This is a genomic window from Nocardia sp. alder85J, from assembly GCF_020176955.2.
GTDB lineage: Bacteria > Actinomycetota > Actinomycetes > Mycobacteriales > Mycobacteriaceae > Nocardia.
Genome location: NZ_JAIUCZ020000016.1, coordinates 35099 through 56368 on the forward strand (window position 1 = coordinate 35099; position 21270 = coordinate 56368).

The 21270-nt window shown below is 70.8% G+C and carries 16 protein-coding genes and 1 pseudogene; 11 read left to right on the top strand and 6 right to left on the bottom strand.

Annotation, left to right across the window (positions count from 1 at the left end):
- The first annotated feature begins 18 nt into the window (after nt 1-18).
- From LBW94_RS40625 to LBW94_RS40655, 7 genes are all read left to right on the top strand, one after another.
- On the top strand, nt 19-3024 hold the full coding sequence (locus LBW94_RS40625; RefSeq protein WP_225060377.1) for a bifunctional [glutamine synthetase] adenylyltransferase/[glutamine synthetase]-adenylyl-L-tyrosine phosphorylase: 3006 nt from the start codon (nt 19-21) through the stop codon (nt 3022-3024).
- A 222-nt stretch (nt 3025-3246) separates the two neighbouring features.
- A complete protein-coding gene (locus LBW94_RS40630) occupies nt 3247-4632 on the top strand; it encodes a bifunctional lysylphosphatidylglycerol flippase/synthetase MprF (protein WP_225060378.1) in 1386 nt (461 codons plus the stop codon).
- 154 nt (nt 4633-4786) lie between these two features.
- Entirely contained in the window at nt 4787-6250 is a 1464-nt protein-coding gene (locus LBW94_RS40635) for a metallopeptidase (protein WP_225060379.1), read from the top strand.
- Nucleotides 6251-6362: 112 nt separating this feature from the next.
- Nucleotides 6363-7241: a DMT family transporter gene (locus tag LBW94_RS40640; RefSeq protein ID WP_225060380.1), complete on the top strand. Its 879-nt coding sequence runs from the start codon at nt 6363-6365 to the stop codon at nt 7239-7241.
- 68 nt (nt 7242-7309) lie between these two features.
- Complete coding sequence (locus LBW94_RS40645) at nt 7310-7915, top strand: TetR/AcrR family transcriptional regulator (RefSeq protein ID WP_225060381.1); 606 nt, start codon at nt 7310-7312, stop codon at nt 7913-7915.
- Nucleotides 7912-8268, top strand: a complete 357-nt coding sequence (locus LBW94_RS40650) for a DoxX family protein (protein ID WP_225060382.1) — start codon at nt 7912-7914, stop codon at nt 8266-8268. Before LBW94_RS40645 ends, LBW94_RS40650 begins: the two co-directional genes overlap by 4 nt.
- A 98-nt stretch (nt 8269-8366) precedes the next feature.
- A complete protein-coding gene (locus LBW94_RS40655; RefSeq protein WP_323138049.1) occupies nt 8367-8735 on the top strand; it encodes a helix-turn-helix domain-containing protein in 369 nt (122 codons plus the stop codon).
- A gap of 12 nt (nt 8736-8747) precedes the next feature.
- On the opposite strand, the gene LBW94_RS40660 is transcribed toward LBW94_RS40655, so the two are convergent.
- Nucleotides 8748-10145, bottom strand: coding sequence for a PLP-dependent aminotransferase family protein (locus LBW94_RS40660; protein ID WP_225060383.1), 1398 nt, complete (start codon nt 10143-10145; stop codon nt 8748-8750).
- Between the two features lie 557 nt (nt 10146-10702).
- On the opposite strand from LBW94_RS40660, the gene LBW94_RS40665 reads away from it, so the two are divergent.
- The 3 genes from LBW94_RS40665 (at nt 10703) to LBW94_RS40675 (ending at nt 13833) form a co-directional block, all read left to right on the top strand.
- Complete coding sequence (locus LBW94_RS40665; RefSeq protein WP_225060384.1) at nt 10703-11575, top strand: NAD-dependent epimerase/dehydratase family protein; 873 nt, start codon at nt 10703-10705, stop codon at nt 11573-11575.
- Between the two features lie 559 nt (nt 11576-12134).
- Nucleotides 12135-12890 (top strand): isocitrate lyase/PEP mutase family protein, encoded by a 756-nt coding sequence (locus LBW94_RS40670; RefSeq protein ID WP_225060385.1) that lies wholly within the window; start codon nt 12135-12137, stop codon nt 12888-12890.
- Between the two features lie 172 nt (nt 12891-13062).
- A complete protein-coding gene (locus tag LBW94_RS40675) occupies nt 13063-13833 on the top strand; it encodes a hotdog domain-containing protein (RefSeq protein ID WP_225060386.1) in 771 nt (256 codons plus the stop codon).
- 52 nt (nt 13834-13885) lie between these two features.
- On the opposite strand, the gene LBW94_RS40680 is transcribed toward LBW94_RS40675, so the two are convergent.
- A complete protein-coding gene (locus LBW94_RS40680) occupies nt 13886-14734 on the bottom strand; it encodes a transposase family protein (protein WP_225062831.1) in 849 nt (282 codons plus the stop codon).
- 146 nt (nt 14735-14880) lie between these two features.
- Nucleotides 14881-15669: a TetR/AcrR family transcriptional regulator gene (locus LBW94_RS40685; RefSeq protein WP_225059867.1), complete on the bottom strand. Its 789-nt coding sequence runs from the start codon at nt 15667-15669 to the stop codon at nt 14881-14883.
- Between the two features lie 82 nt (nt 15670-15751).
- On the opposite strand from LBW94_RS40685, the pseudogene LBW94_RS40690 reads away from it, so the two are divergent.
- Nucleotides 15752-16506, top strand: a pseudogene (locus LBW94_RS40690) (SDR family oxidoreductase).
- A gap of 240 nt (nt 16507-16746) precedes the next feature.
- On the opposite strand, the gene LBW94_RS40695 reads toward LBW94_RS40690, so the two are convergent.
- The 3 genes from LBW94_RS40695 to LBW94_RS40705 form a co-directional block, all read right to left on the bottom strand.
- Nucleotides 16747-19083 carry a galactose oxidase-like domain-containing protein gene (locus tag LBW94_RS40695; protein WP_225059866.1) on the bottom strand — a complete coding sequence of 779 codons (2337 nt, stop codon included), beginning with the start codon at nt 19081-19083 and terminating at the stop codon, nt 16747-16749.
- Between the two features lie 64 nt (nt 19084-19147).
- Complete coding sequence (locus tag LBW94_RS40700) at nt 19148-20518, bottom strand: glycosyltransferase (RefSeq protein ID WP_225059865.1); 1371 nt, start codon at nt 20516-20518, stop codon at nt 19148-19150.
- A complete protein-coding gene (locus LBW94_RS40705; protein ID WP_225059864.1) occupies nt 20518-21243 on the bottom strand; it encodes a DUF2334 domain-containing protein in 726 nt (241 codons plus the stop codon). The genes LBW94_RS40700 and LBW94_RS40705 overlap by 1 nt, the downstream gene beginning before the upstream one ends.
- Between the last annotated feature and the right edge of the window lie 27 nt (nt 21244-21270).

The following is a 21270-nucleotide window of genomic DNA, read 5'->3' on the forward strand; positions in this document are numbered from 1 at the left end:
ACCATGTAACTTGAAGGCATGGTACGGCCACCGACTGCCCGTCCCGCGGTTCCCGGAGCAGGCCGGCTCGGCCTGCTCGAACCGACGGCTGCCGACTCTCTGCGAGAGTTGGCATGGGACAACGTCGAAAGTATTCCGCTGCTCTGGGCGCTGTCCCGGGCGCCCGACGCCGACCTGGCACTGCTGACCCTGGTCCGTCTCCGGGAGAAACTCGGGACGGACTGGGCCGCACTGGATTCCGCGTTGCGCACCGAGACGGCCCTGCGCGGGCGGATGTTCGCGCTGATCGGGTCGTCCAGTGCGTTCGCCGATCACCTGGTGGCGGACCCGCCGGTCTGGCAGACGTTGCGCCGCCGCGAGTTGCCCGGCCGCGACGAGCTGGTCGCGGACCTGCTCGAAGCGGTGCGGGCACAGCCGGAACCGGAGGCGGGCCCGATGATCTTCCGGGCCGAGATCCACGGTCCGGAGGCCATCGCGTTGCTGCGCAAGCGGTATCGCGATCAGCTGATGCTGCTGGCGGCCATCGATCTGGCCGCCACCGTCGAGAACGAGCCGGTGCTGCCATACCAGCAGGTCGGCCGACATCTGACCGATCTCGCCGATGCCGCGCTCACCGCGGCGCTGGCGGTCGCGGTGGCGCGGGTGTGCGCCGACCGGCCCGTCTCGTCCCGGCTGGCCGTGATCGCGATGGGCAAATGCGGTGCGCGCGAACTGAACTACGTCTCCGACGTGGATCTGGTGTTCGTCGCCGAACCGGCCGACACCGAGGCCACCCGGCTGGCCGCGGAGCTGATGTCGGTGGCCGGCAACGCCTTCTTCGAGGTGGATGCCGCGCTGCGCCCGGAGGGCAAGGCCGGCGCCCTGGTCCGGACGCTGGAATCCCATGTGGCGTACTACAAGCGGTGGGCGCGGACCTGGGAGTTCCAGGCGCTGCTGAAGATGCGGCCCGCCACCGGCGATCTGGAGCTGGGCGAGGAGTATCGCGCCGCGTTGCTGCCGATGGTCTGGAGTGCCTCGGAGCGTTCGGATTTCGTCACCGATGTGCAGGCGATGCGACGTCGGGTGGAGGATCTGGTCCCCGCGGACCTGCGCGAACGCGAGCTGAAACTCGGCCACGGCAGCCTGCGCGACGTCGAATTCGCCGTGCAGCTGCTCCAATTGGTGCACGGTAAGGCCGACGAGAACCTGCACGTGCAGGGCACCGTCGAGGCATTGGCGGCGCTGGCGTCGCAGGGGTACGTCGGCCGCGACGATGCCGCCAACCTCACCGCCTCCTACGAATTCCTGCGGTTGCTCGAGCACCGGTTGCAGTTGCAGCGGCTCAAGCGGACCCACACCCTCCCGGCCGCCGACGACGACGAGGGTATGCGCTGGCTGGCCCGCGCCGCCCACATGCGCCCGGACGGCCGCCAGGACGCGGTCGGGGTCTTGCAGAGCGAGATCAAGCGCAACGCGCTGCGGGTGCGCCGGCTGCACGCCAAGCTGTTCTACCGGCCGCTGCTGGAATCGGTGGCGCGGCTGGACGCGGACGCGCTGCGGCTGAGCCCGGAAGCGGCGGTGCGGCAGCTGGCCGCCCTCGGCTACGCCGCCCCGGAGCACGCGCTCGGTCACCTCAAGGCCCTGACCGGTGAGGTGGGCCGCAAGGGCCGCATCCAGACGCTGCTGCTGCCGACGCTGCTGGAATGGCTGGGCGACACCCCCAATCCCGACGCGGGGCTGCTGGCCTACCGCCGGGTGTCGGAGGGCCTCGACGACGAGATCTGGTTCCTGCGCGAACTGCGCGACGAGGGCGCCATCGCGCAGCGGCTGATGATCGTGCTCGGCTCCTCGGCCTATCTGCCGGATCTGCTGATCAACGCCCCGGAGACGATCCGGATGTTCGCCGACGGCCCGGACGGGCCGCTGCTGGTGAAGCCGCAGCCGGACGAGGTCGGCCACGGCATCCTCGCCGCGGTCGCCCGCTACGACGACCCGCGCCGCGCGGTCGCCACCGCGCGGTCGCTGCGCCGCCACGAGCTGGCCCGGGTGGCCTCGGCCGACGTGCTCGGCATGCTGGACGTGCCCGCGGTGTGCAAATCCCTGTCGCTGGTGTGGGTGGCGGTGCTGGAGGCCGCGGTGCAGGCGGTGATCCGCTCCACCGAGCTGGAGACCGGCGAACCGTCGCCGGCGAGCCTGGCGGTGATCGGCATGGGCCGCCTCGGCGGTTTCGAGCTGGGCTACGGTTCCGACGCCGACGTGCTGTTCGTCTGCGATCCGCGGCCCGGCGAGGACGAGACGATCGCGGTGAAGTGGGCGATCGGGGTGGCCGAACAGGTGCAGCGGCTGCTGGGGGCGCCGAGTGTCGATCCGCCCTTGCAGGTCGACGCCGGGTTGCGGCCGGAGGGCCGCAACGGCGCTCTGGTGCGCACGCTGGCGGCCTACGAGGCGTACTACCAGCAGTGGGCCCAGGCGTGGGAGGTGCAGGCGCTGTTGCGCGCCCATCAGGTCGCGGGTGATCAGGAGCTCGGCGTCCGGTTCCTGCGGATGATCGATGCGGTCCGGTACCCCGAGGGCGGCGTGTCCGCGGAGGCGGTGCGGGAGATCCGCCGGATCAAGGCGCGCGTCGATTCCGAGCGGTTGCCGCGCGGGGCGAATCCGGCCACGCACACCAAGCTGGGCCGCGGCGGTCTGGCCGACATCGAGTGGACCGTGCAGTTGATGCAGTTGCGTTATGCACACGAGGTGCCGGAACTGCACAACACGTCCACACTGGAGACGCTGGACGCCATCGAGCGCGCCGAGCTGCTGGACGCCACCGACGTCGGCCTGCTGCGCGACGCCTGGCTGACGGCCACCAAGGCCCGCAACGCGCTGGTGCTGGTCCGCGGCAAGTCCGCCGATCAGCTGCCCGGTCCGGGCCGTCTACTATCCGCGGTCGCACGGGTGGCGGGCTGGCCCAACGACGACGGCAGTGAGTTCCTCGACCACTACATGCGCGTGACCCGCCGGGCCAAGACGGTCGTCGAGCGCGTGTTCGGCGGCTGATCGGAGGCAGACGACGACAGATCCCGTCACGGCTCGAAAACCCGGTTGCTGGGAACAGCCTGCGAGCGATATGGGTTGTATGTAGCCGCATGCTGTGTCGCCGCGTTCCGAACGGGTCGGTGAAAGACGGAACTACCGTTCCGCATAGTGTGTGGTTGGTAAGGACCATCGGGAGGACCACTATGGCGACGGCACTCGAGAGCGCGACCGGGGGGTTGTGACGTGGCGGATCTCAACTCGGGTCTCGGTTACGGGGTGGCGGGCTATCGCACCTATCGGCAGGCGGCGCTGTCGCCCACGCGCGCGGTGCGATTACCGCTGATCGCGGTGTTGCTGCTGGTCGGCGTGGTGCTGCTGTACGTGGCCGACCGGGCCTCGCGCGAGGGCGTGAACCGCGGCTGGCTGGTCGCGGTGTCGGTGTCCGGGCTGTTCGTGGCCCGCGGGCTGCATCTGCGGCGGCCGATCACGCTGCCGCACGTCACCGTGGCCGTCATCGTGCTGGGGGTGTCGAATGTCGCCTATCGCGACCAGCATCCGGCGGTCGGCTTCGTCTGCCTGGCCGGCACCGGCTTCCTGCTGATGCTGCCGCAGAGCTCCCGGGCGCAGCCCGAGCAGCGGTTCCAGGTCGCCGAACTGGTCGACGGGACGGTCTCGGACCCGATCGCGCCGTTCGCGCTGCACTCCGCCAAGACCTACTTCTTCGACGAGGGGTCGACCGCGGCCATCGGTTACCGGGCCCGGTTCGGCGTCGCGGTGGTCGCGGGCGATCCGGTCGGCGACCGGGCCCGGTTCGGCGCGCTGATCGGCGAGTTCTCCGAATTCGCGCACAACCAGGGCTGGCGGATCGCGGTGCTGGGCGCCAGCCCGGAGATGTCGGAGCTGTGGCGCACCCGCGCGGTCGACCACCACGGGCTGCACGCCATCCCGATCGGCCGCGACGTCGTCGTCGACGTGGACGGCTTCGACCTGGTCGGGCGGAAGTTCCGCAATCTGCGGCAGGCGGTCAGCCGCACCCACAACTTCGGGGTCACCACCGAGATCGTGCCGGAGCGCGAGCTCACCGACGCCCTGCGCGACACCCTGTTCGAGATCGTCGACGAGTGGAACGCCGGCCGCCAGACCCGCGGGTTCTCGATGATCCTCGATCATCTGCTCGACGGCCGGAATCCGGGCATGGTGCTGGTGATCGCGCGCGACGGCGACGGCCGGGTGGTGGGTTTCCAGCGCTACGGTACGTCCAATCGCGGCAGCGAGCTGAGCCTGGACGTGCCGTGGCGGCGCAAGGACGCCCCCAACGGCCTGGATGAGCGGATGATCGTCGACCTGGTCGAGTACGGCCGCCACCACGGCGTCCGGTCCATCTCGCTGGCGTTCGCGGCGTTCCCGGAGCTGTATTCGGACAAGCAGCGGTCCCGGATCAAGCAGACGCTGTACGTGCTGGCCCGCACGCTGGATCCGATGATCCGGCTGGAGTCGCTGTACCGGTTCCTGCGGAAGTTCAACTCGTTCGGCGATCAGCGGTTCGTGCTGCTGCGCTGGCGGGAGATCGTGTTCACCGCGGCGGCGCTGTTCACGCTGGAGTTCGTGCCGCACCGCAAGCACAGCTGAGCAGGCCCCGGAGCCGTCCGGAAATCTCTGTTGCGCGCGGGCCCACGGCTGCGATTACCATGTGGACGCTCGGAAGCGGGGGGACCGCTCGCCGTGACGGCGGCACACCCTCTTTTCGAGTGCGCGACTGCGGTATTCGGGAGGGAAGAACTTCATGAGAAGGAACGGACGGCGCGCGGCCGTACCGGCGGTGCTGGCCGGGTTGCTGACGCTGGTACTGCTGCTGGCCGGATGCGGCGACGGGGTGGAAGGCGCTGCCTCGCAACAGACCGCGGCCGTGGCCGCCGACAACGACTCCTGGCCGGTGGCCGGATCGGCGCAGAACGGGCCGAGCGGCCCGCGGTCCGGCGTGCCGGACGCACCGCTTCGCGCCGACAACGGCGACGGCGGCGAGATGGACCGGCTGGCGCTGAACACCATCGCCGATCTCGGCGACTTCTGGAAGACCGAGTACGGCAAGGTCTTCGACAAGGGCGCCTTCGTGCCGGTCGACCACTTCCTGTCCTGGGATGCCAAGGCGCCCAAGGAACAACAGATCACCTTCTGCCGCTCCAACACGTATCACGTGGTGAACGCGGCCTACTGCTCGGTGGATCAGACCATCGGCTGGGACCGCGGGGTGCTGCTGCCGCTGATCTCCCAGAAGTACGGGAAGATGGCGGTGGTGATGGTGCTCGCGCACGAATACGGGCACTCCATCCAGCATCTGGCCCGGCTCAACGGGTTCCTCACCCCCGGCCTGGTGCTGGAGCAGCAGGCGGACTGTTTCGCCGGGGTTTTCCTGCGGCACGTCGCCGACGGCGGCTCCACGCACTTCACCCTGAACACCACCGACGGCCTCAACGGCGTGCTGGGCGCCACCGTCGCGGTGCGCGATCAGGATCCGAACAATCCCCACAATGTGCACGGCTCCGCTTTCGAGCGGGTCACCGCGGTGCAGATGGGCTGGCAGGACGGTGCCATGGCCTGTAAGAACATCAACCGCAAGGAGATTCAGAAGCGCCGCGGCGAACTGCCCGTCACCTACAAGCCCGGTGACGAGGAGGGGCAGCTGGCCGTCGACAACGACTCGCTGACTCTGGTGGCGGGGGCGCTCGGCAAGCTGTATCCGCTGCCGCAGCCGCCGCGGCTGGACTACACGGGCATCGTGCGGAACTGCCCGCAGGACGGCGGTGTCGAACCGGCCTCCTACTGCCCGGCCAACGGCACCCTCGGCACCGATGTGCCGGAGCTGGCGAAACGGGCCGGGCAACAGGCCGGTGACGATCAGCCGCTGTCGGCGGTGGTGGACGGTAATTACAACGCGTTCATCGTCTTCGTCTCGCGGTATCTGCTGGCCGTGCAGCAGAGCCGGCAGCTGAGCCTGACCGGCGCCGAGACCGCGGGGCTGCGGACGGCGTGCCTGTCCGGGGCGGTGTCCACCAAGTTCAGCGATCCGGGCAGCGGGGTGCAGTTGACCGCGGGCGATCTCGACGCCGCGGTGTCCGGGCTGCTCGCCGACGGTCTCGCGGCCTCCGATGTGGACGGCAAAGTGGTGGCGAGCGGCTTCCAGCGGCTGGACGCGTTCCGCACCGGCGTCCTCGACGGTGAGGGCGCGTGCCTGACGACCTACAAGTAGGACGTGCCGCGGCCGCCGGAAAAGGTCCATCTGCCCGACAACCGGGGTTCATCCACGCTCCCCAGGATGTGGACATGGTGTGTGTTCCGTCGGTTCGCGCCGGGCGGGCCCGATGAGTTCGGGCTCGCTCAGTGCGGCGCTGGCGCTGGTGTCGTCGCTGCTGTTCGCGACCTCGGCGTCGTTGCAGCAGAGCAGTGCGCGCAAGGCCGCGCTGGCCGACCCGGACGCGACCCGGTTCCTGGCGGTCGCCGGGATCGCCCGGACCCTGGTCACCAGCCGGCGCTGGCTGGCCGGACAGGTCGCGAGCGTGGCCGGATTCGCTTCGCACGCAGCGGCATTGCGCTACGGCGCACTGCCGATGGTGCAGGCGCTGCTGGTGGTGCAGTTGTTGTTCGCGCTGCCGCTGGCGGCGCGCCGGCGCGGTCGTCCGCTGCTGCGGCGGGACTGGGCGGGCACGGTCGCGGTGTGCTGCGGGCTGGCGCTGCTGATCGCGCAGGGGGTGCCGCACGGTCACGTGCGGGTGGCGGCGCTGCCGGAGGCCGGTGGGGTGATCCTGGCGGCGGTGGCGCTGCTGCTGATCGCGTCGCGCACGGTCCGGTCGCCGCAGATGCGTTCCGCGCTCACCGCGATGGCGGCCGGGTGCTGTGTGTCGACCACGGCCGTGGTCACCGCGATCGCGGTGCCGGCGCTGCCGCACCTCACCTGGGCCCTGCTCGGTATTCCGGTGACCACCACCATCGGCGCGATCCTGACCCAGGAGGCGTTCGCCCGGGGCTCGCTGCCCACCGCTCTCACCACCATGACGATCACCGATCCGACGCTGAGCTATCTGGCCGGGATGACCCTGTTCGCCGTCGGCACGCGGCCGCGGCCGGTGCCGCTGCTTTTCGCCGGCGCGATCGTGATCACCGGCATCGTGCTGCTGGCGAATTCGCCGACGCTGCACGACGAACGCGATCCGGACGGGGTGGAGGTGCCGGTGCACACGTAGATCGCCGCTCACCGCGAGGATCCGCGTGAGGCGGAACCGCGGGTTCCGTATCTGTTATATTCGGAACCGTGAGTTCCGAAACTGGTGAGTCGCGCACCGGCCGTCCGCTGTCCGCGGAGACCGACCGGGCCGTGTGCGACGCCACGCTCGCCCTGCTCGCGGAGGTCGGGTACAGCCGGCTGCGGATGGACGACGTGGCGGCACGGGCCGGGGTCGGGAAGGCGGCGCTGTATCGGCGCTGGCCCTCGAAATCGGCCCTCGCCCTGCATCATCTGATCGGTGACCTCCGGCCGCGGGAGTACCGCGACACCGGCAGCATGCGCGGTGATCTGCGCGAGGTCGCCGCGGATTTCGTGACCCGGATGTCCCGGCCGCGGGTGCGGGCGGTGCTGCCGGAGATCTTCATCGAGCTGATGCGGGAACAGAGTCTGCAGCACACGTTCGAGCGGATCTGCCTGGGGCCGGAACTGGAACTCATCCGCCGCACCGCCGAGCGGGCGGTGGCGCGCGGCGACCTGACCGCGATGCCCGATCTGCGGTGGGCGCACGCGCAATTCGCCGGTCCCGTCTATCTCTGGCTGCACATGCTCGGCGGTGACGGGGACCGCGCCCTGATCGACCGGGTGGCGGATTCCGTGGCCGCGACCTGGCAACTGGAAGGAAGATCGGAATGAATGTCTGGCTGTGGGTGGGGCAGATCGTCCTCGCCGTGAGCTTCCTGGGCGGCGGCCTGGTGAAACTCGTTCTCCCCCTCGACAAGCTGCGCGGCGGCATGCCCTGGGTGGACGACATGCCGCGCACCGCCGTGCAGGGGATCGGCGCGGTCGAGATCCTCGGCGGCGCGGGCGTGATCCTGCCGTGGGCCACCGATATCGCGCCGGTGCTCACCCCGATCGCGGCGGTCGGCCTGGCGCTGGTCATGGTCGGCGGTTTCGCCACCCATCTGCGCCGCCACGAATACGCCCGGTCCCTGTCCAATGTGTTCCTCTTCGTGATCGCCGTGCTGGTCGCCGCCGGCCGGTTCTGACCGCGTTCCGGCGAGTCGCCGCGCCGGGCACGGACATTCGTGTCGTACCTCCGTCGTACCGTCGATCGGACAAGCGGTGACGGAGGAGAGGTGATCTCATGGGCGACGAAACGTCCCGGCCTGCTGTGGCGCTGACGTCCCAGCAGGCCGCCGACCTGCTCGGGGTGAGCCGGCCGACGGTCAAACGCTGGATCGAGCGCGGGGAGCTGCCGGCCGAACTGGTCGGCAAGCGTTTCCACCGCCTCCGTCTCGACGATGTGCTGCGATATCGGGAGGCCCGGCGGCAGCGGCAGTACGAGGCGCTGGCGGCCACGGCGGTCGAGATCGATGCCGGCGACGATCCGGAAGCCGTGCTCGCGCAATTGCGGGCGGTGCGCCGAACGCTCGCGCGGCCGGGGCGGCCCGCCGGGCCCGCCGGCTCGTTTCCGGCGTCCGGCGATGCGGCCGAATCTCGTTCGGCGCCTTGACGGTCCGTTCGATCAGCGGCCGAGTCCGGCCAGTGTGCGCGTGAGAGTGTCGACGGCAGTGGGGTAGTCCCGCGCCGAAGGGGTGGCGTAACCGAGCACGAGGGAGGGCGGGTAATGGTGACGGTCGGTGCGGAGCAGGTCGGTCAGGCCGAAGGTGGTCACCGACGCCGCGGCCAGCGCGGTACGGGCGGCGGCCTCGGTCGTGCCGGGCGGGAGCTCGAGCACGGCGTGCAGACCCGCCTCCAGGCCCCGGATCACGCTGTGCGGCAGGTCGTTCCGGACGGCCGCGGTGAGCAGGTCCCGGCGGCGGCGATAACCGCGCCGTGCGGTGCGCAGATGCCGGTCGTAGGCACCGGTGTCGATCAACCGGGCCAGGGCCAGCTGATCGAGCGTGCGCCAGTCGTGGGTGCGGCGCTTGGCCGCCACCAGCCGGTCCAGCAGCCCGGGCGGGCAGACGATCCAGCCGAGCCGGACGGCCGGACCGATGGTCTTGCTGGTGGACCCGGCGTAGATCACCCGCGCGGGCCCGCGCGGGTGCAGGGCGGCGGTGGGGTGCCGGTCGTAGCGGAATTCGCCGTCGTAGTCGTCCTCGACGATCCAGCCGCCCCGATCGTCGGCCCAGTCCAGCAGCGCGGTGCGGCGCTGCGGGGTCATGGCCACCCCGGTCGGGAACTGGTGCGCCGGTGTGCACACCACCGCCCCCGCGCCGGAACCGATCAGCGCGTCGACCCGAATCCCGTTGTCGTCCACCGGAATATCGGCCACCGTCAGCCGCGTCGCGACCAGTCGCGCATGGTCGCCGATCGACGGATCCTCCATCCCCACCGTCCCGACACCCAGTTCGGCGAACACGTCGGCGAGCAACCCCAGCGCCTGCGTATAACCGGAACAGATCACCACCTGCGCCGGATCCACCCGCATCCCGCGCACCCGCCCCAGATAGGCCGCGAGGGTGGTGCGCAGCTCGAGCCGTCCGCGCGGATCACCGAAACCGAACGCGTCGGCCGGCGCCTCGCGCAGGGCGACCCGCATCGCCCGGGTCCAGGCATTGCGCGGAAACGCGCCGACATCCGGGCGGCCGGGCCGCAGATCGAACCGATACGTCCCCTCCGCCGGTGCCGGTGTCGCGGCCTCGTGGTCCGCCGCCACGACACCGGCCGCCACCCGCGTCCCCGCCCCCTGCCGTGCGGTGAGCCACCCCTCGGCCACCAATTGCTCGAACACCGTGGTCACGGTGCCCCGCGACAGTCCGAGTTGTGCGGCGAGGTCCCGGCTCGACGGCAGCCCGCTCCCCGCGCGCAACCGCCCGTCCCGGATCGCGCCGCGCAACGCCTCTTCCAGCGCGTGCCTGCGGGTCCCGTGCGCGGTCAGCTCCAGCAGCAGTTCGGGACCGGGAGGCCGACCGGACACAGTCGCCCCCGGTCGGCGAGGTGCGGGCAGTTCAGGACAGGTGGGTCGCGGGTCCCCTGGCTGGTGAGGCCGGGGGAGTTCGGATACAGCGGCCCTCGGCCGGTGGGGTTCCGGCAGTTCGGGGCCGATGGTCCCGCCCGATACGGCTGTCCCCCGGCCGACCGGTTCGCGGTGCGATTCCGCCGGTGGCGGCGGGTTGTGCCTTGTGATGTTTCGAGTTGCCGGGGCTCGGCCGAGCGTGTCCCGAGTGGACCGGTTGTCGAGCGACGCCGTCGAGTTGTGCGGCACCGGCGTGTAGTCGGCGGTGTTCCGGCCGGCGGGAGGGTGGCCGGTCGGGGGTCGATTCGTCGAGTGGCCGTCGGCTGTCGCGGCGGGGTCGTCGTTGTTCGGGTACAGCATGGCAAGTGGTCCAATTTTTTGTGTCGGCAGTGGATCATTCTAATGGACTACCGAGTGCGTAGCGTGATCATCGGGCGGCCGGACGCGGTGGCGGCGATCGGCCTTCCCCTGCGGCAATGGAACACGGCCGCAACGACATTCGAGAGTGAGGAGTGGCTGTGCGGATCTTCGTGGCAGGTGCTACCGGGGCGATCGGGCGGCCTCTGGTCGCGGCGCTGGTGGCGGCGGGGCATCGGGTGGCCGGGACCTCGCGGACCGAGGCGGGGGTGGCAGCGGTGCGAGCGCTCGGGGCCGAAGGGGTGCGGCTGGACGTCTTCGACGCCGACGCGGTCGGGCGGGCGGTGGCCGCGGCGGCACCGGATGTGGTGGTGCATCAGTTGACGGCGCTCAGTGGGGGCACCCCTGCCGAGAACGGCCGCATCCGGGTGGCCGGCACCCGGAATCTGGTGGATGCGGCGCTGGCCGCCGGGGTGGAAAGAATTGTTGCCCAGTCGATCTCCTGGGTCTACCAGCCGGGGGACACGCCTGCGGACGAGGCCACGCCGCTGGATCTCGGCGCGCCGGAGCCCCGGGCAACGACGGTGGCCGGGGTGCGGGCGCTGGAGGAGGCGGTCGCGGAGCTGCCGCAGCACGTGGTGCTGCGATACGGGCTGCTCTACGGGCCGGGCACCTGGTATCGGCGCGGCGGGCTGGCCGACGCCGTACTGCACGGTGACACCTCCGATCCGGCGGCCGGATTCATGGCGAACCTGGTGCCGAACGATGCGGTGGCCTCGTTCGTGCACGTCGACGATGCCGCACGCGCCACCGTCGAGGCGCTGGACTGGCCCAGCGGCACGGTGAACGTGGTGGACGACGAGCCCGCTCCGGGCCGGGAATGGGTGCCGGTGCTGGCGGCCGCCGTCGGCGCGCCGGCGCCGGCGCCGGTGTCCGGCCGCGCCGGATGGGAGCGCGGCGCCACCAACGCGCTGGCCCGCTCCCTGGGCTGGAAGCCGCAACACGCCGCCTGGCGCACCGGTTTCGGCGCATGAGCACCGTGGATGCGGGCACCCGAGCGGTTGGCATAATTCCCGGCACTCCGGCACTCCGGCACTCCGGCACTCCGGCACTCCGGCACTCCGGCACTCCGGCACTCCGGAGTTTGCATGTTGGCGGCGTGCCCCACGAAGTAGGAACGCATCCGCTATGCCTGCGAGCATCTGGTCAGGGCTTGCAGGCGCGTGGCTGCGCAGTATTGCGGTCTCGGGGCTGTGGGGCCGGGCCTGACTACCCCGGCGGGTCGGCGGCCTCGCGGTCCGTCGAACCGAAGTCCGGTAAACCGGTGCCCGGCGGTCTGGTGGCTCGGTAATTCGGTCGGCGTGATTCGCCACCGCGCGCAGGTTATCGGTGATTCGAACGTGCAGGGCGTCGTGGCGCTTCGGTGTGCTGGTGCTCTCGGTGAGTACCGGGCTTTGTGTCGGGGCGTGTGGGTGTGGGTCGACTGTCCTGGCTGTGCCGGCGGTGCCTGTGGGTGGGGTCGAGTACCGGGGCATCGGCTGGTGTGAGGGCTTGTATATCAACAGGTTTCGACTGGATGAGGAGGCGGACGGGATGACTGGTCTTGCAGCGAAGGCGGTGGCGTTCCGGGAGTTGCATCGGCCGGGGGATCCGGTGGTGCTGCCGACGGTATGGGATGCGTGGTCGGCGAATCTGGTGCAGGAGAGCGGTTTTCGGGGGTTGACGGTGGGGAGTCATCCGCTGGCGGCTGCGGTGGGGGCGCGGGACGGGGAGGGGATGAGTTTCGCGCAGGTGCTGGGGCGGGTGCGGGAAATCGCTGCGGCCGTGGATATTCCGGTGTCGGTGGATGTGGAGTCGGGGTACGGGGTGGAGGCGGTGCGGTTGACGGAGGGGTTGATCGAGGCGGGGGCGGTGGGGCTCAATATCGAGGACACCGTGCACGGCGAGGGTGGGCGGTTGCGAGGGCCGCAGGAGCATGCCGAGGTGGTGGCGGGGTTGCGGGCTGCGGCCGATGCGGCGGGGGTGCCGGTGGTGGTCAATGCCCGGACCGATCTGTTCCTGCGGGAGGACGGTGATCCGGCGGATCGGGTGGCGCGGGCCGTGGCGCGGTTGCTGCTGGCGGCGGAGGCGGGGGCCGATGTGTTGTATCCGATCGGGCGGCACGACGCGGCGACGTTGCGGCGGTTGACGGCGGCGCTGCCGTTGCCGGTGAATGCTGTCACCTCGCCGGAGGCCGGTGATCGGGCGGAGTTCGCCGCGGCGGGTGCGGGTCGGATCAGTTTCGGGCCGTTTCTCCAGTACCGGCTCGCGGCGGAGGCCGACCGCTTGCTGCACCGCTGGCGAGAGTGAGGGGGATGTGATCCAGGCAACTCGGCGTCGCAATCTCACCGCAGCGGCCGGGTGCTAACTTTGAAATCGATAGTCTCGGCAATGAGAACGCTACTTGCCTATTTGTAGAGTGGTGTTTCCGGCCGGGCGCCCGCCGGGTTCGGCCGGTCGGGGTGAAGGTGAGGAGTGTGCAGTGACGGTCGAGACGAGGCTGGAGGAGCGTCGGCACATTCTTCGTGAGCTCCGGTTCGCCACCCGCAAGGTCGGTGACGAACTGCACGGAAGTGCCGAGATCACGCCCGAGATGCATGTGCCCGGCACCGGTCATCTGCGGACCTCGATCCTCGCCACCTGGGCGGATACGGTCTCGGGTCTGCTCGCGGCCCTGCTCATGGGGCCGCGGGTGCCCGTCACGCTGGAACTGGACGTGAACGTCTACCGTCCGCTGCCGGGTGCGGGGGTGGTGCGGATGATCGGCCGCACGGTCAAGGTGGGCCGCTCGGTGTTCGTCGCCGAGACGGAGTGCAGCGTCGACGGGGTGCCGGTGGCCTTCGGCGCGGCCTCCTTCATGGTGGCGCCCAATCCGGACGTGCAGTTCCACGGCAACCTGAGCATCGACATGCCCGCCGGGACCGAGCGCCTCACCGTGCCGCTGGCCGACCGGGCGGGCTGTGAGCGGCGTGCTCCGGGGGTGGCGGTGCTGCCGCGCACCGAAGACGGGCTGAATGCGTCCAACACCGTCAATGGTGGCCTGATCGCGCTCGCCGCCGAAGAAGCGGTGCTCTCACTGGCACCCGGTGACAGCCTCAGCTTCCTCGGGCTGCGGTATCTGCAAGCGGCCCGCGTCGGCCCGGTGGTCGCCACCGCCCAACTCCACGACGGTGTCGGCCGCGTCGAACTGCGCGACTCCGGTAACGAGAACCGCCTCGCCACCCTGGCCACGGCCCGCACTTTCAACAGCTGAAACAGGCTTCTTCGCACAGTGAGCCATTCCGGGTAAGCGGCGTGTCGGGCGCTCACGCTGTGCGGCGGTGTTCGAGTTGGAGCAGTACCAGTGCGGCGGCGGTGATGGCGCCGATTCGCCACGGGCACAGCGTGACTCGGCGAAGAGCTTTGAAAGTGGTTTTGAGCAGCGCGTTTCCGCGCTCGCCGAGGGCTCTGCGGGTGTTGTGAGCCTTGTTGGCGGTCTTGTGTTCCTCGGTGAGCGTCCCGCCGGCCGGGGTCTTGGTCGCGGTGGTGATCAGCGGGGCTTGTCCTTCGTAGCCGAGATCGCCCAGCACAGCAAGGTCGTGGCTGGTCCAGCCGGTGAACGCATCATGCACACCCTCGTGGGTACGCAACGCTTTGGTGTCGTGTTCGCGGCCGGGCCGCACGTCGGAAGTCCAGATCGGAAATCCGTCGGGCACCGTCACGACCTGCACGTTCCCGCCGTGGTGGCGGTGTTTGCCGGACCACCACAGATCGACGCGGCGACCGCTGGAACTGCCCTTGCGCAGGGTCGGTCCGGGTTCGCTGATCCGATCGGTTTCGATAAGCGTGCCATCGACCGAAACATGCTCGTGCCCAGCCAGATACGCCTCCCATAACGCCTGCCCGAGGTCGGGTGCCTGGTCGGCGAGCACGTCGATCCCTTCGTGAAGGTAGGCGTAGCAGGTGGATTTACCGATGCCGTGATCGACGGCGAGCTGGCTGACACGAACAGCGTCGAGGAACCAGCGGAGCACGAGAACGGCCTGGTCAAAGCAGCACAGCGCCCGCCGCCCCGCACGAGTGCCCCGGCGACGGCGTTCGGTTTCGAGCAGGCTGGTCAAGCGTTCGACAGTGGGCTCGGAGACCGGCAGGACGGCTGTGTATGTCACACTCATGGGGCGCGGAGTTCCTATGAAGTTGTCTTCTTGGTCGAAACAACCTCTACCAGGCACTCCGCGCTTTCACGTTGCACCCCAACACGTTCCGGCGTGTCACCAGGTCAAGCCGCCGCAGCCACCCTTACCCGGAATGGCTCAGTGATTCACATGTCTGCCCGGCATTCGTCGCTGGGTGTGGCGAGTGCCTCGGGCAGGTGGGAAACGGCTTGCCATGCCGGTCGTGTCCGGGGCATGACCGGCGCGTCCGCCGTCGGCGGCGTGATCCGGTCCGGCGCGACGGCTGCCGGATGTGCTCGGCCCTCGCCTGCGTGATCGGTGGTGGTGCGGGATCTGGCGGGCCAGGCCGCCATCGCCAGTTCGGCGACCGCCGCCAGCGCTGCCGTATCGATGCCGTCGCGGGCGCGCTGGGACATGCCCTGGACGACCACGGCGAAGTAGTCGGCGAGCGCGGTGGTGTCGGTGCCGGCGGGTAGTTCGCCGTCGTGTGCCGCCGTGGTCAGGCGGTCGCGGAAGATCTCCAGGTTCGCTCGGCGTAATCCGCGCAGGTATTCCTCGACGGCGGTGTCCTGCGGGGTGATGTTGGTGGCGGCGGTGATGACCAGGCAGCCGGGGGGATGAGACGGGTCGCTGTAGAAGTGTGCGGCGTCGCGCAGGATGCGGGCGAAAGCGGTTCGGGCCGTGGGCTCCTGGGCGAGGGCGGTGGTGACGAAATCGGCGCCGGGGACGGCGGCGTAGGTGGCGACCGCCTCCCGGAACAGGGCCTGCTTATCGCCGAATGCCTGGTAGAGGCTGGCGGAGCGGATGCCCATGGCGGTGGTGAGGTCCGACAGTGCGGTGGCGTGGTAGCCGCGCTCCCAGAACAGGTGGGTCGCGGCCGTCAGCGCCGCGTCGCGGTCGAAGGTGCGGGGGCGTCCCCGTGCCGGTGTTCCCATGTCGCTTATTTTAGAGCGATCGTTCAACTATATGCTAGCGTCATTTTTGAATGATCGACCAAAAATTGAATGTGAGGGTGTCATGGGTGTGCTGGACGGCAAGGTGGCGCTGGTGACCGGCGGTAGCCGGGGGATCGGGCGGGCCGTCGCCGAGCGGCTGGGGCGCGACGGTGCGGTGGTGGGCGTCGCCTACGCCACCGACCGGGCCGCCGCCGACGCGGTGGTGGCCGGGATCGGCGCGGCCGGTGGGCGGGCGTTCGCGCTGCGGGCCGAATTCGGCGGGCACGGCGATGCGGCCCGGCTGTGGGCGGCCTTCGACGCCGCCACTCCGGTCCCGGGCGTGGACATCATCGTGAACAATGCCGGAACCAACAGTCCCGCCGATATTTCCGCGCTGACCGAAGCCGAGTTCGACCGGGTCTTCGCGATCAACGTGCGGGCGCCGTTCTTCGTCGTGCGGGAAGGGTTGCGGCGCCTGCGCGACGGTGGCCGGATCGTCAACATCTCCAGCGGCGCAGCGCGGCTGGCGATGCCCGCCGCGATCGCCTACGGCTCCACCAAGGGGGCATTGGACACCTTCACCGTGAACCTGGCCAAGGAGCTGGGTTCACGTGGCATCACGGTGAATTCGGTCGCCCCGGCATCGTCGACACCGACATCAACGCCGGCTGGCTGCGCGGGAACCCCGAGGCCATGGCCGGCGCCGCGGCCCTGTCGGCGCTCGGCCGGGTCGGCACACCCGACGACATCGCGGGCATCGTCGCCTTCCTGGCCTCCGCGGACGGTCGCTGGGTCACCGGCCGGGTCGTCGACGCCACCGGCGGGGCCGGATTGTGAACCGGCCCAGCCGATTCCGGCGGACGACTCGGCTCGGCCCCATCCACTGCCGGGGGCGCCCCCGAATCGTGGTCCGGACCCGGCCATTCCGGCCGCTGGACCAACCATGCTGTACCACCGCCAGGGTGCGGGGGTCCGGCCACGGCCGTTCGGCTACTGGCTCAGCCCGCCGGTATCCGCCTACCCGGTGCCGGGGCGTCCTGGATCATGAACCTGCCCCGGCGATTTCCGGCCGTCGGCTCAGCCCAGCCGAATCCACTGCCCCGGTGACGGGATGCCATGGGTGTCGACCACCAGTACCTGATACCAGCTCGGTGGCGCGAGTGCCGGATTCGAGGGCAGTGTCACGGTGAGGGCGCCGGGGCCGGATTCGGTGAACGGCAGGTCGATCAGGCGCTGGCTGTTGTCGGAGGAATGGGTGCATGCGGTCGGGTGCATCAGGCTCACCTCGCGCACGGTGGCCGCGGTGGTGGTGGCGGTGAGGGTGCCGCCGTATCCGGCGGCGGTGGTGTCCAGGTGGAGAGTCGGCCGGGAGCCCTGGAAAAGGTAAGGCGGCCAGAACATCTCGATCCGCGTCTCCTCCGTCTTGCGGGCCGGATTGGAGCCGGCGGTGATCACCTTGCCGTCGGGGGTGAGCAGTGCCACCGAATGGTAGAGCCGCGGAACCCGTTGCGGCGCGGTCGGTTTCCAGGTGCCTGCGATGGGGTCCAGGAGCTCCGCGTGCGGCGGGGCCATGGTGCCCATCTCCTCCATGGTGGCGCCGCCGCAGGCCAGGACCGTGCGGTCCGGCAGCACCACCGCGCTGACGTGCATGCGGGCGAATTGCAGTGGCGGGCCGGGCTGATAGGCCGGGGTCGGCTCGCTCAGGTCGGCGATCCGGGTGTCGGCGGTCGCGGGGGAGGGCTGGTGCGGATCGTATCCGCCGCCGCCGATCAGCATCACCCGCTGCTCCTGCGCGGGCGGCAGCAGCACGCTGGTGGACTGGTTGCGCGAATCCGGATCGGCCAGGCCGTTCACCACGGTGACCGCGCCGGTGCTGGTGTCCCAGATGGACGGGTGCATACCGTTGTTGCCACCGTACTGGCCGCCGGTGTAGAACAGTCGGCCGTCGGCGAGCAGGATCAGATGGGCGAACATCGGGATCGGGCCCGGCGTCGGCAGCTGTGCCCAGGTCGCGGTGGCCGGATCGAACACTTCCGGTGTCTCGGACAGGAATCCGTCGGCGCCCAGCCCCGAGGTGGCGACCACCCGCCCGGTCGGCAGCGCCGCCAGCGTCGGGTACCAGCGCCCGAAGGTCATGTCCGGCACCGCGTTCCAGGCCAGCGTGGCCGGGTCGAACAACAGCGCGTCGCGCAGCCCGAAGAACGGGTCGTACTGCTGGGTGCCGCCCGCGGCGAGTACCCGGCCGTCGGGCAGGAACGCCTGCGCCGAGCAGAAGATGTCGACCGTCAGCGGGGGAGCGGCCAGCCCGGGATTCGGGTAATGCCAGACGCGGGTGGCGAAGTCGTGCGTGGGCTCGCGATCCGGATCGTTGCCGGATCCGGCGAAGAACAGCACGTCCCCGGTGTGCAGCAGGGCCGCGTGCACCGGGTTGATCTCGGTGCCGAAGTCCAGGATTCGCCACAGGCCCAGCGTCGAGCCCTGTGCCACATCGAGTTCCGGATCGATCACCCGCAGATAGCCGTGGTTGCCGCCTGCGGGGTGGTCGATGGTGAGGATCACCAGTTCGGGTGTCGCGGCGCCGGTGGGCAGTACCGCGACCGCGGCGCCCTGGTTCTGGGTGAAGCCCCAGTCCGGCACGTGCGACCAGGTGCTCCAGCCGTCGACGCAGTGCCCGGTGCCGTCGAGCCCCCAGCCGACCGTGTACAGCCCGGCATTGCCGTCGGCGGGGTGGTCGATGGTGAACACGATCAGCTCGGCGCGACCGTCGCCGTCGAGGTCGGCCGCGGTGATGCCGGCGCCCTGGTTCTCCCATCCCCACCAGTCCGGAACCGCCAGCCACGGCGTCCATTCCGTCACCGTGCCGTCGGCGGTGAAGCCCTTGCCGAGCCGGAACTGCCCGGAGTTCTGGCCTGCCGGATCGTCGACGGTCAGCACCACCAGTACGTGCTGCCCCTCGATCTCGACCAGGCAGATGTCAGCGCCCTGGTTCTGCCAGCCGTACCAGTCGGGGATGTCCAGCCACGGGGTCCAGCCGCCGGTCACGGTGCCGTCGGCGGCGAGATCCCGTGCCACCCGGTACTTTCCGTGATTGCCCTGGTCGGGGTGGTCGACGGTGAAGACCACCATGTCGAGGCGGCCGTTGCCGGACAGGTCGGCGAGCGCGATGCCCGCGCCCTGGTTCTCCCAGCCCCACCAGTCGGGCACGGAAAGCCACGGCCCCCAGGCCGCGACGGTGCCGTCGGCGGCGAGTCCGGTGCCGATGCGATAGTTGCCGGTGTTCTGACCCTCCGGGTTGTCGACCATCAACACCACGACGTCGAGTGCGCCGTCGCCGTCGATGTCGGCCACGGCGATGCCGCAGTCCTGGTTCTCCCAGGAGAACCAGTCCGGGATCGGTACGAATTGCCCTGCCACCCAACCATGGTGACCGCTCGGCGCGCGACACGCCGGGCCAACCGGGCGATTCGGCCGGTGCCCGCTACTGGCCGGCGGCCATCGCGGTGCAATCGGCGTACAGCGCGAGCATTCCGGCCACGGTGGTCGACCAGGGGAAGCGCTCGGCCGCCAGCCGGGCCGCCCGGCGCCGCTCCGGCGCGGGCACGGTGAGCAGGGTGCGGACGCCGGCGGCGAGGCCGGCCGCGGTGCCGTCGCATTCGATGCCGGATCCGGCCGGGCCCAGCAGTTCCCGCGCGGCGCCGGCGTGCGGGACCACCACCGGGGTGCCGCAGGCCAGCGCCTCCAGCACCGCCAGCCCGAAGGTCTCCGCCGGGGACGGGCAGACGGCGATGTCGGCGGCGGCCACCCAGCCGGCCACCGCGTCGCGCTCGGCGAGGTGCCCCAGGAAGCGCACCGGCAGGCCCTCGGCCCGCCGCTGCAACCGCTCGCGCAGCGGGCCGTCGCCGATCACCGTGAGTTCGGCGCGAATGCCGCTGTCCCGCAGCAGTTCCACGGCCTCGATCGCGCGCTCCGGGCGCTTCTCCCGGGACAGCCTGCTGACCGTGACCAGCCGCACCTCCGGTCCGGCGGGCGCCGGCCGGGCCGGGGCGTCGTCGCCGATCCGGATCGCCGCGCCGCGCCGGGCCTGCGCCGTCGCCCGGATGCCGTTGTGCCGGATCCGGTCCCCGCGCACGGACACCGAAACCGCGCGCCGGACGGTCGCATTGCGCCGCACCACCGCGTATTGCGGCCGGACCAGCGACAGTCCGGCGCGCGGCCGGACCGGCAGCGGCCGGGTGGGCCGTTTCTCGGCCTCGCCGGTCGGGCGGATCGACACCACGTCCGGATCCAGCCGCGCCACCGCCTGCGGGTGGAAGGTGTCCAGATCCACGCCCAGCGGCACCCGATGCACGTTGCCCGCCCCGATCCGGGTGAATTCGGTGCGGGCGAAACCCGAGGTGACGACGATCTTCGCGGCCCGGGCCGCCAGTCGCCGGTTCGCCACGTCGGCCGCCGCCGCCAGCGGGAATCCGCGCGGCACCCGGCTGCGCAGGATGGCGTCTATGCGCTCGTGCGAGAACAGCACCAGCGGCACTCCGGCGCGCCGGGCCCAGGGCGCGAGCCAGCGCACGCTCAGCTTGTCGCTGCACTCGATCACGTCCGGCCGCAACGACTCCAGCAGCGGCAGGGTGCGGCGGGCGGTGAGCATGTGGTACCCGGCGCCGCCGAATCGCGGCCCGCGCACGGTGACCCGGCGCCCGGCCGGAGTGTGCTCGTCGCCGTCGGTCAGACCCGGCACCACCAGCACCCGTTCGTGGCCGGCGGCCAGATAGCCGCGGCCGATCTCGTCGACGCAGGTGCGCAACCCCCCGGAGGCCGGCGTATAGAAGTTCGCCAGCTGCACGATGCGCATCACCCGATCACTCCTGCGTAGGTGGTGGCGCGGGCGCCCGCCGCCAGCGCGCCCTCGATGGCCCGCAGCGCGGCCGTGCGCAGTCCGGGCCGGTGCAGATCGTCGGGGTGCAGGGCGATGCGGACCAGCCCGCCACGGCGCGCCGACCGCTGCGCCAGCGCCTGCATCAGCCGCGCCGCCGTGCGCTCCCCGGCGCCACCGGGCCGTTGCGAGAGGGCGAAGCCGCGCCACCGCTGCCCGGTGCGCAGATCCAGCAGGCCGAAATGGTCTGTGGTGTGCGAGAATCCGGCTCGCGCCAGCGCCTGTTCGGCCGCCGGTGAGGCCAGCCAGCCGGGCGGGGTGAATCCGGTTGTCGCCAGCCCCATCTCGTCCATCACCGCGATCGCCCGGCGCAGCCGGTCGTCGGCGCCCTCCGGCTCCAGCGCGGCGAATTCCGCGGCGCCGCGGGCCACCGCCCGGGCCACCGCGCGGCGCAGCGGCGCGCCCTCACCCGGCGCGCGATGTTCCCAGCCGTGCAACATGATCTCGTCGCCGTGGGCCCGCCGCTCCCGCAGGAACATCCCGTACTCCGGCGCCTCGGCCAGGCGGGAACCCCGCCACGGCCCCGGAATCACCAACAGCGACACCGGAATACCGAACGAATCGGCATCGGCACACCACCGCGCCGTCTCGGCGTCGGTCGCCGGAGCCACGTCATGGATACTCACCACCAACTGAGCGGACACGCGCGCACGCTAACAGCGGCTGGTTGC

Bases quoted from the DNA above. Each gene is read 5' to 3' on its own strand.
- LBW94_RS40625 (WP_225060377.1), top strand. From the start codon at position 19: ATGGTACGGCCACCGACTGCCCGTCCCGCGGTTCCCGGAGCAGGCCGG.
- LBW94_RS40635 (WP_225060379.1), top strand. From the start codon at position 4,787: ATGAGAAGGAACGGACGGCGCGCGGCCGTACCGGCGGTGCTGGCCGGG.
- LBW94_RS40640 (WP_225060380.1), top strand. From the start codon at position 6,363: ATGAGTTCGGGCTCGCTCAGTGCGGCGCTGGCGCTGGTGTCGTCGCTG.
- LBW94_RS40650 (WP_225060382.1), top strand. From the start codon at position 7,912: ATGAATGTCTGGCTGTGGGTGGGGCAGATCGTCCTCGCCGTGAGCTTC.
- LBW94_RS40655 (WP_323138049.1), top strand. From the start codon at position 8,367: ATGGGCGACGAAACGTCCCGGCCTGCTGTGGCGCTGACGTCCCAGCAG.
- LBW94_RS40670 (WP_225060385.1), top strand. From the start codon at position 12,135: ATGACTGGTCTTGCAGCGAAGGCGGTGGCGTTCCGGGAGTTGCATCGG.
- LBW94_RS40680 (WP_225062831.1), bottom strand. From the start codon at position 14,734: ATGAGTGTGACATACACAGCCGTCCTGCCGGTCTCCGAGCCCACTGTC.
- LBW94_RS40685 (WP_225059867.1), bottom strand. From the start codon at position 15,669: ATGGGAACACCGGCACGGGGACGCCCCCGCACCTTCGACCGCGACGCG.
- LBW94_RS40700 (WP_225059865.1), bottom strand. From the start codon at position 20,518: ATGCGCATCGTGCAGCTGGCGAACTTCTATACGCCGGCCTCCGGGGGG.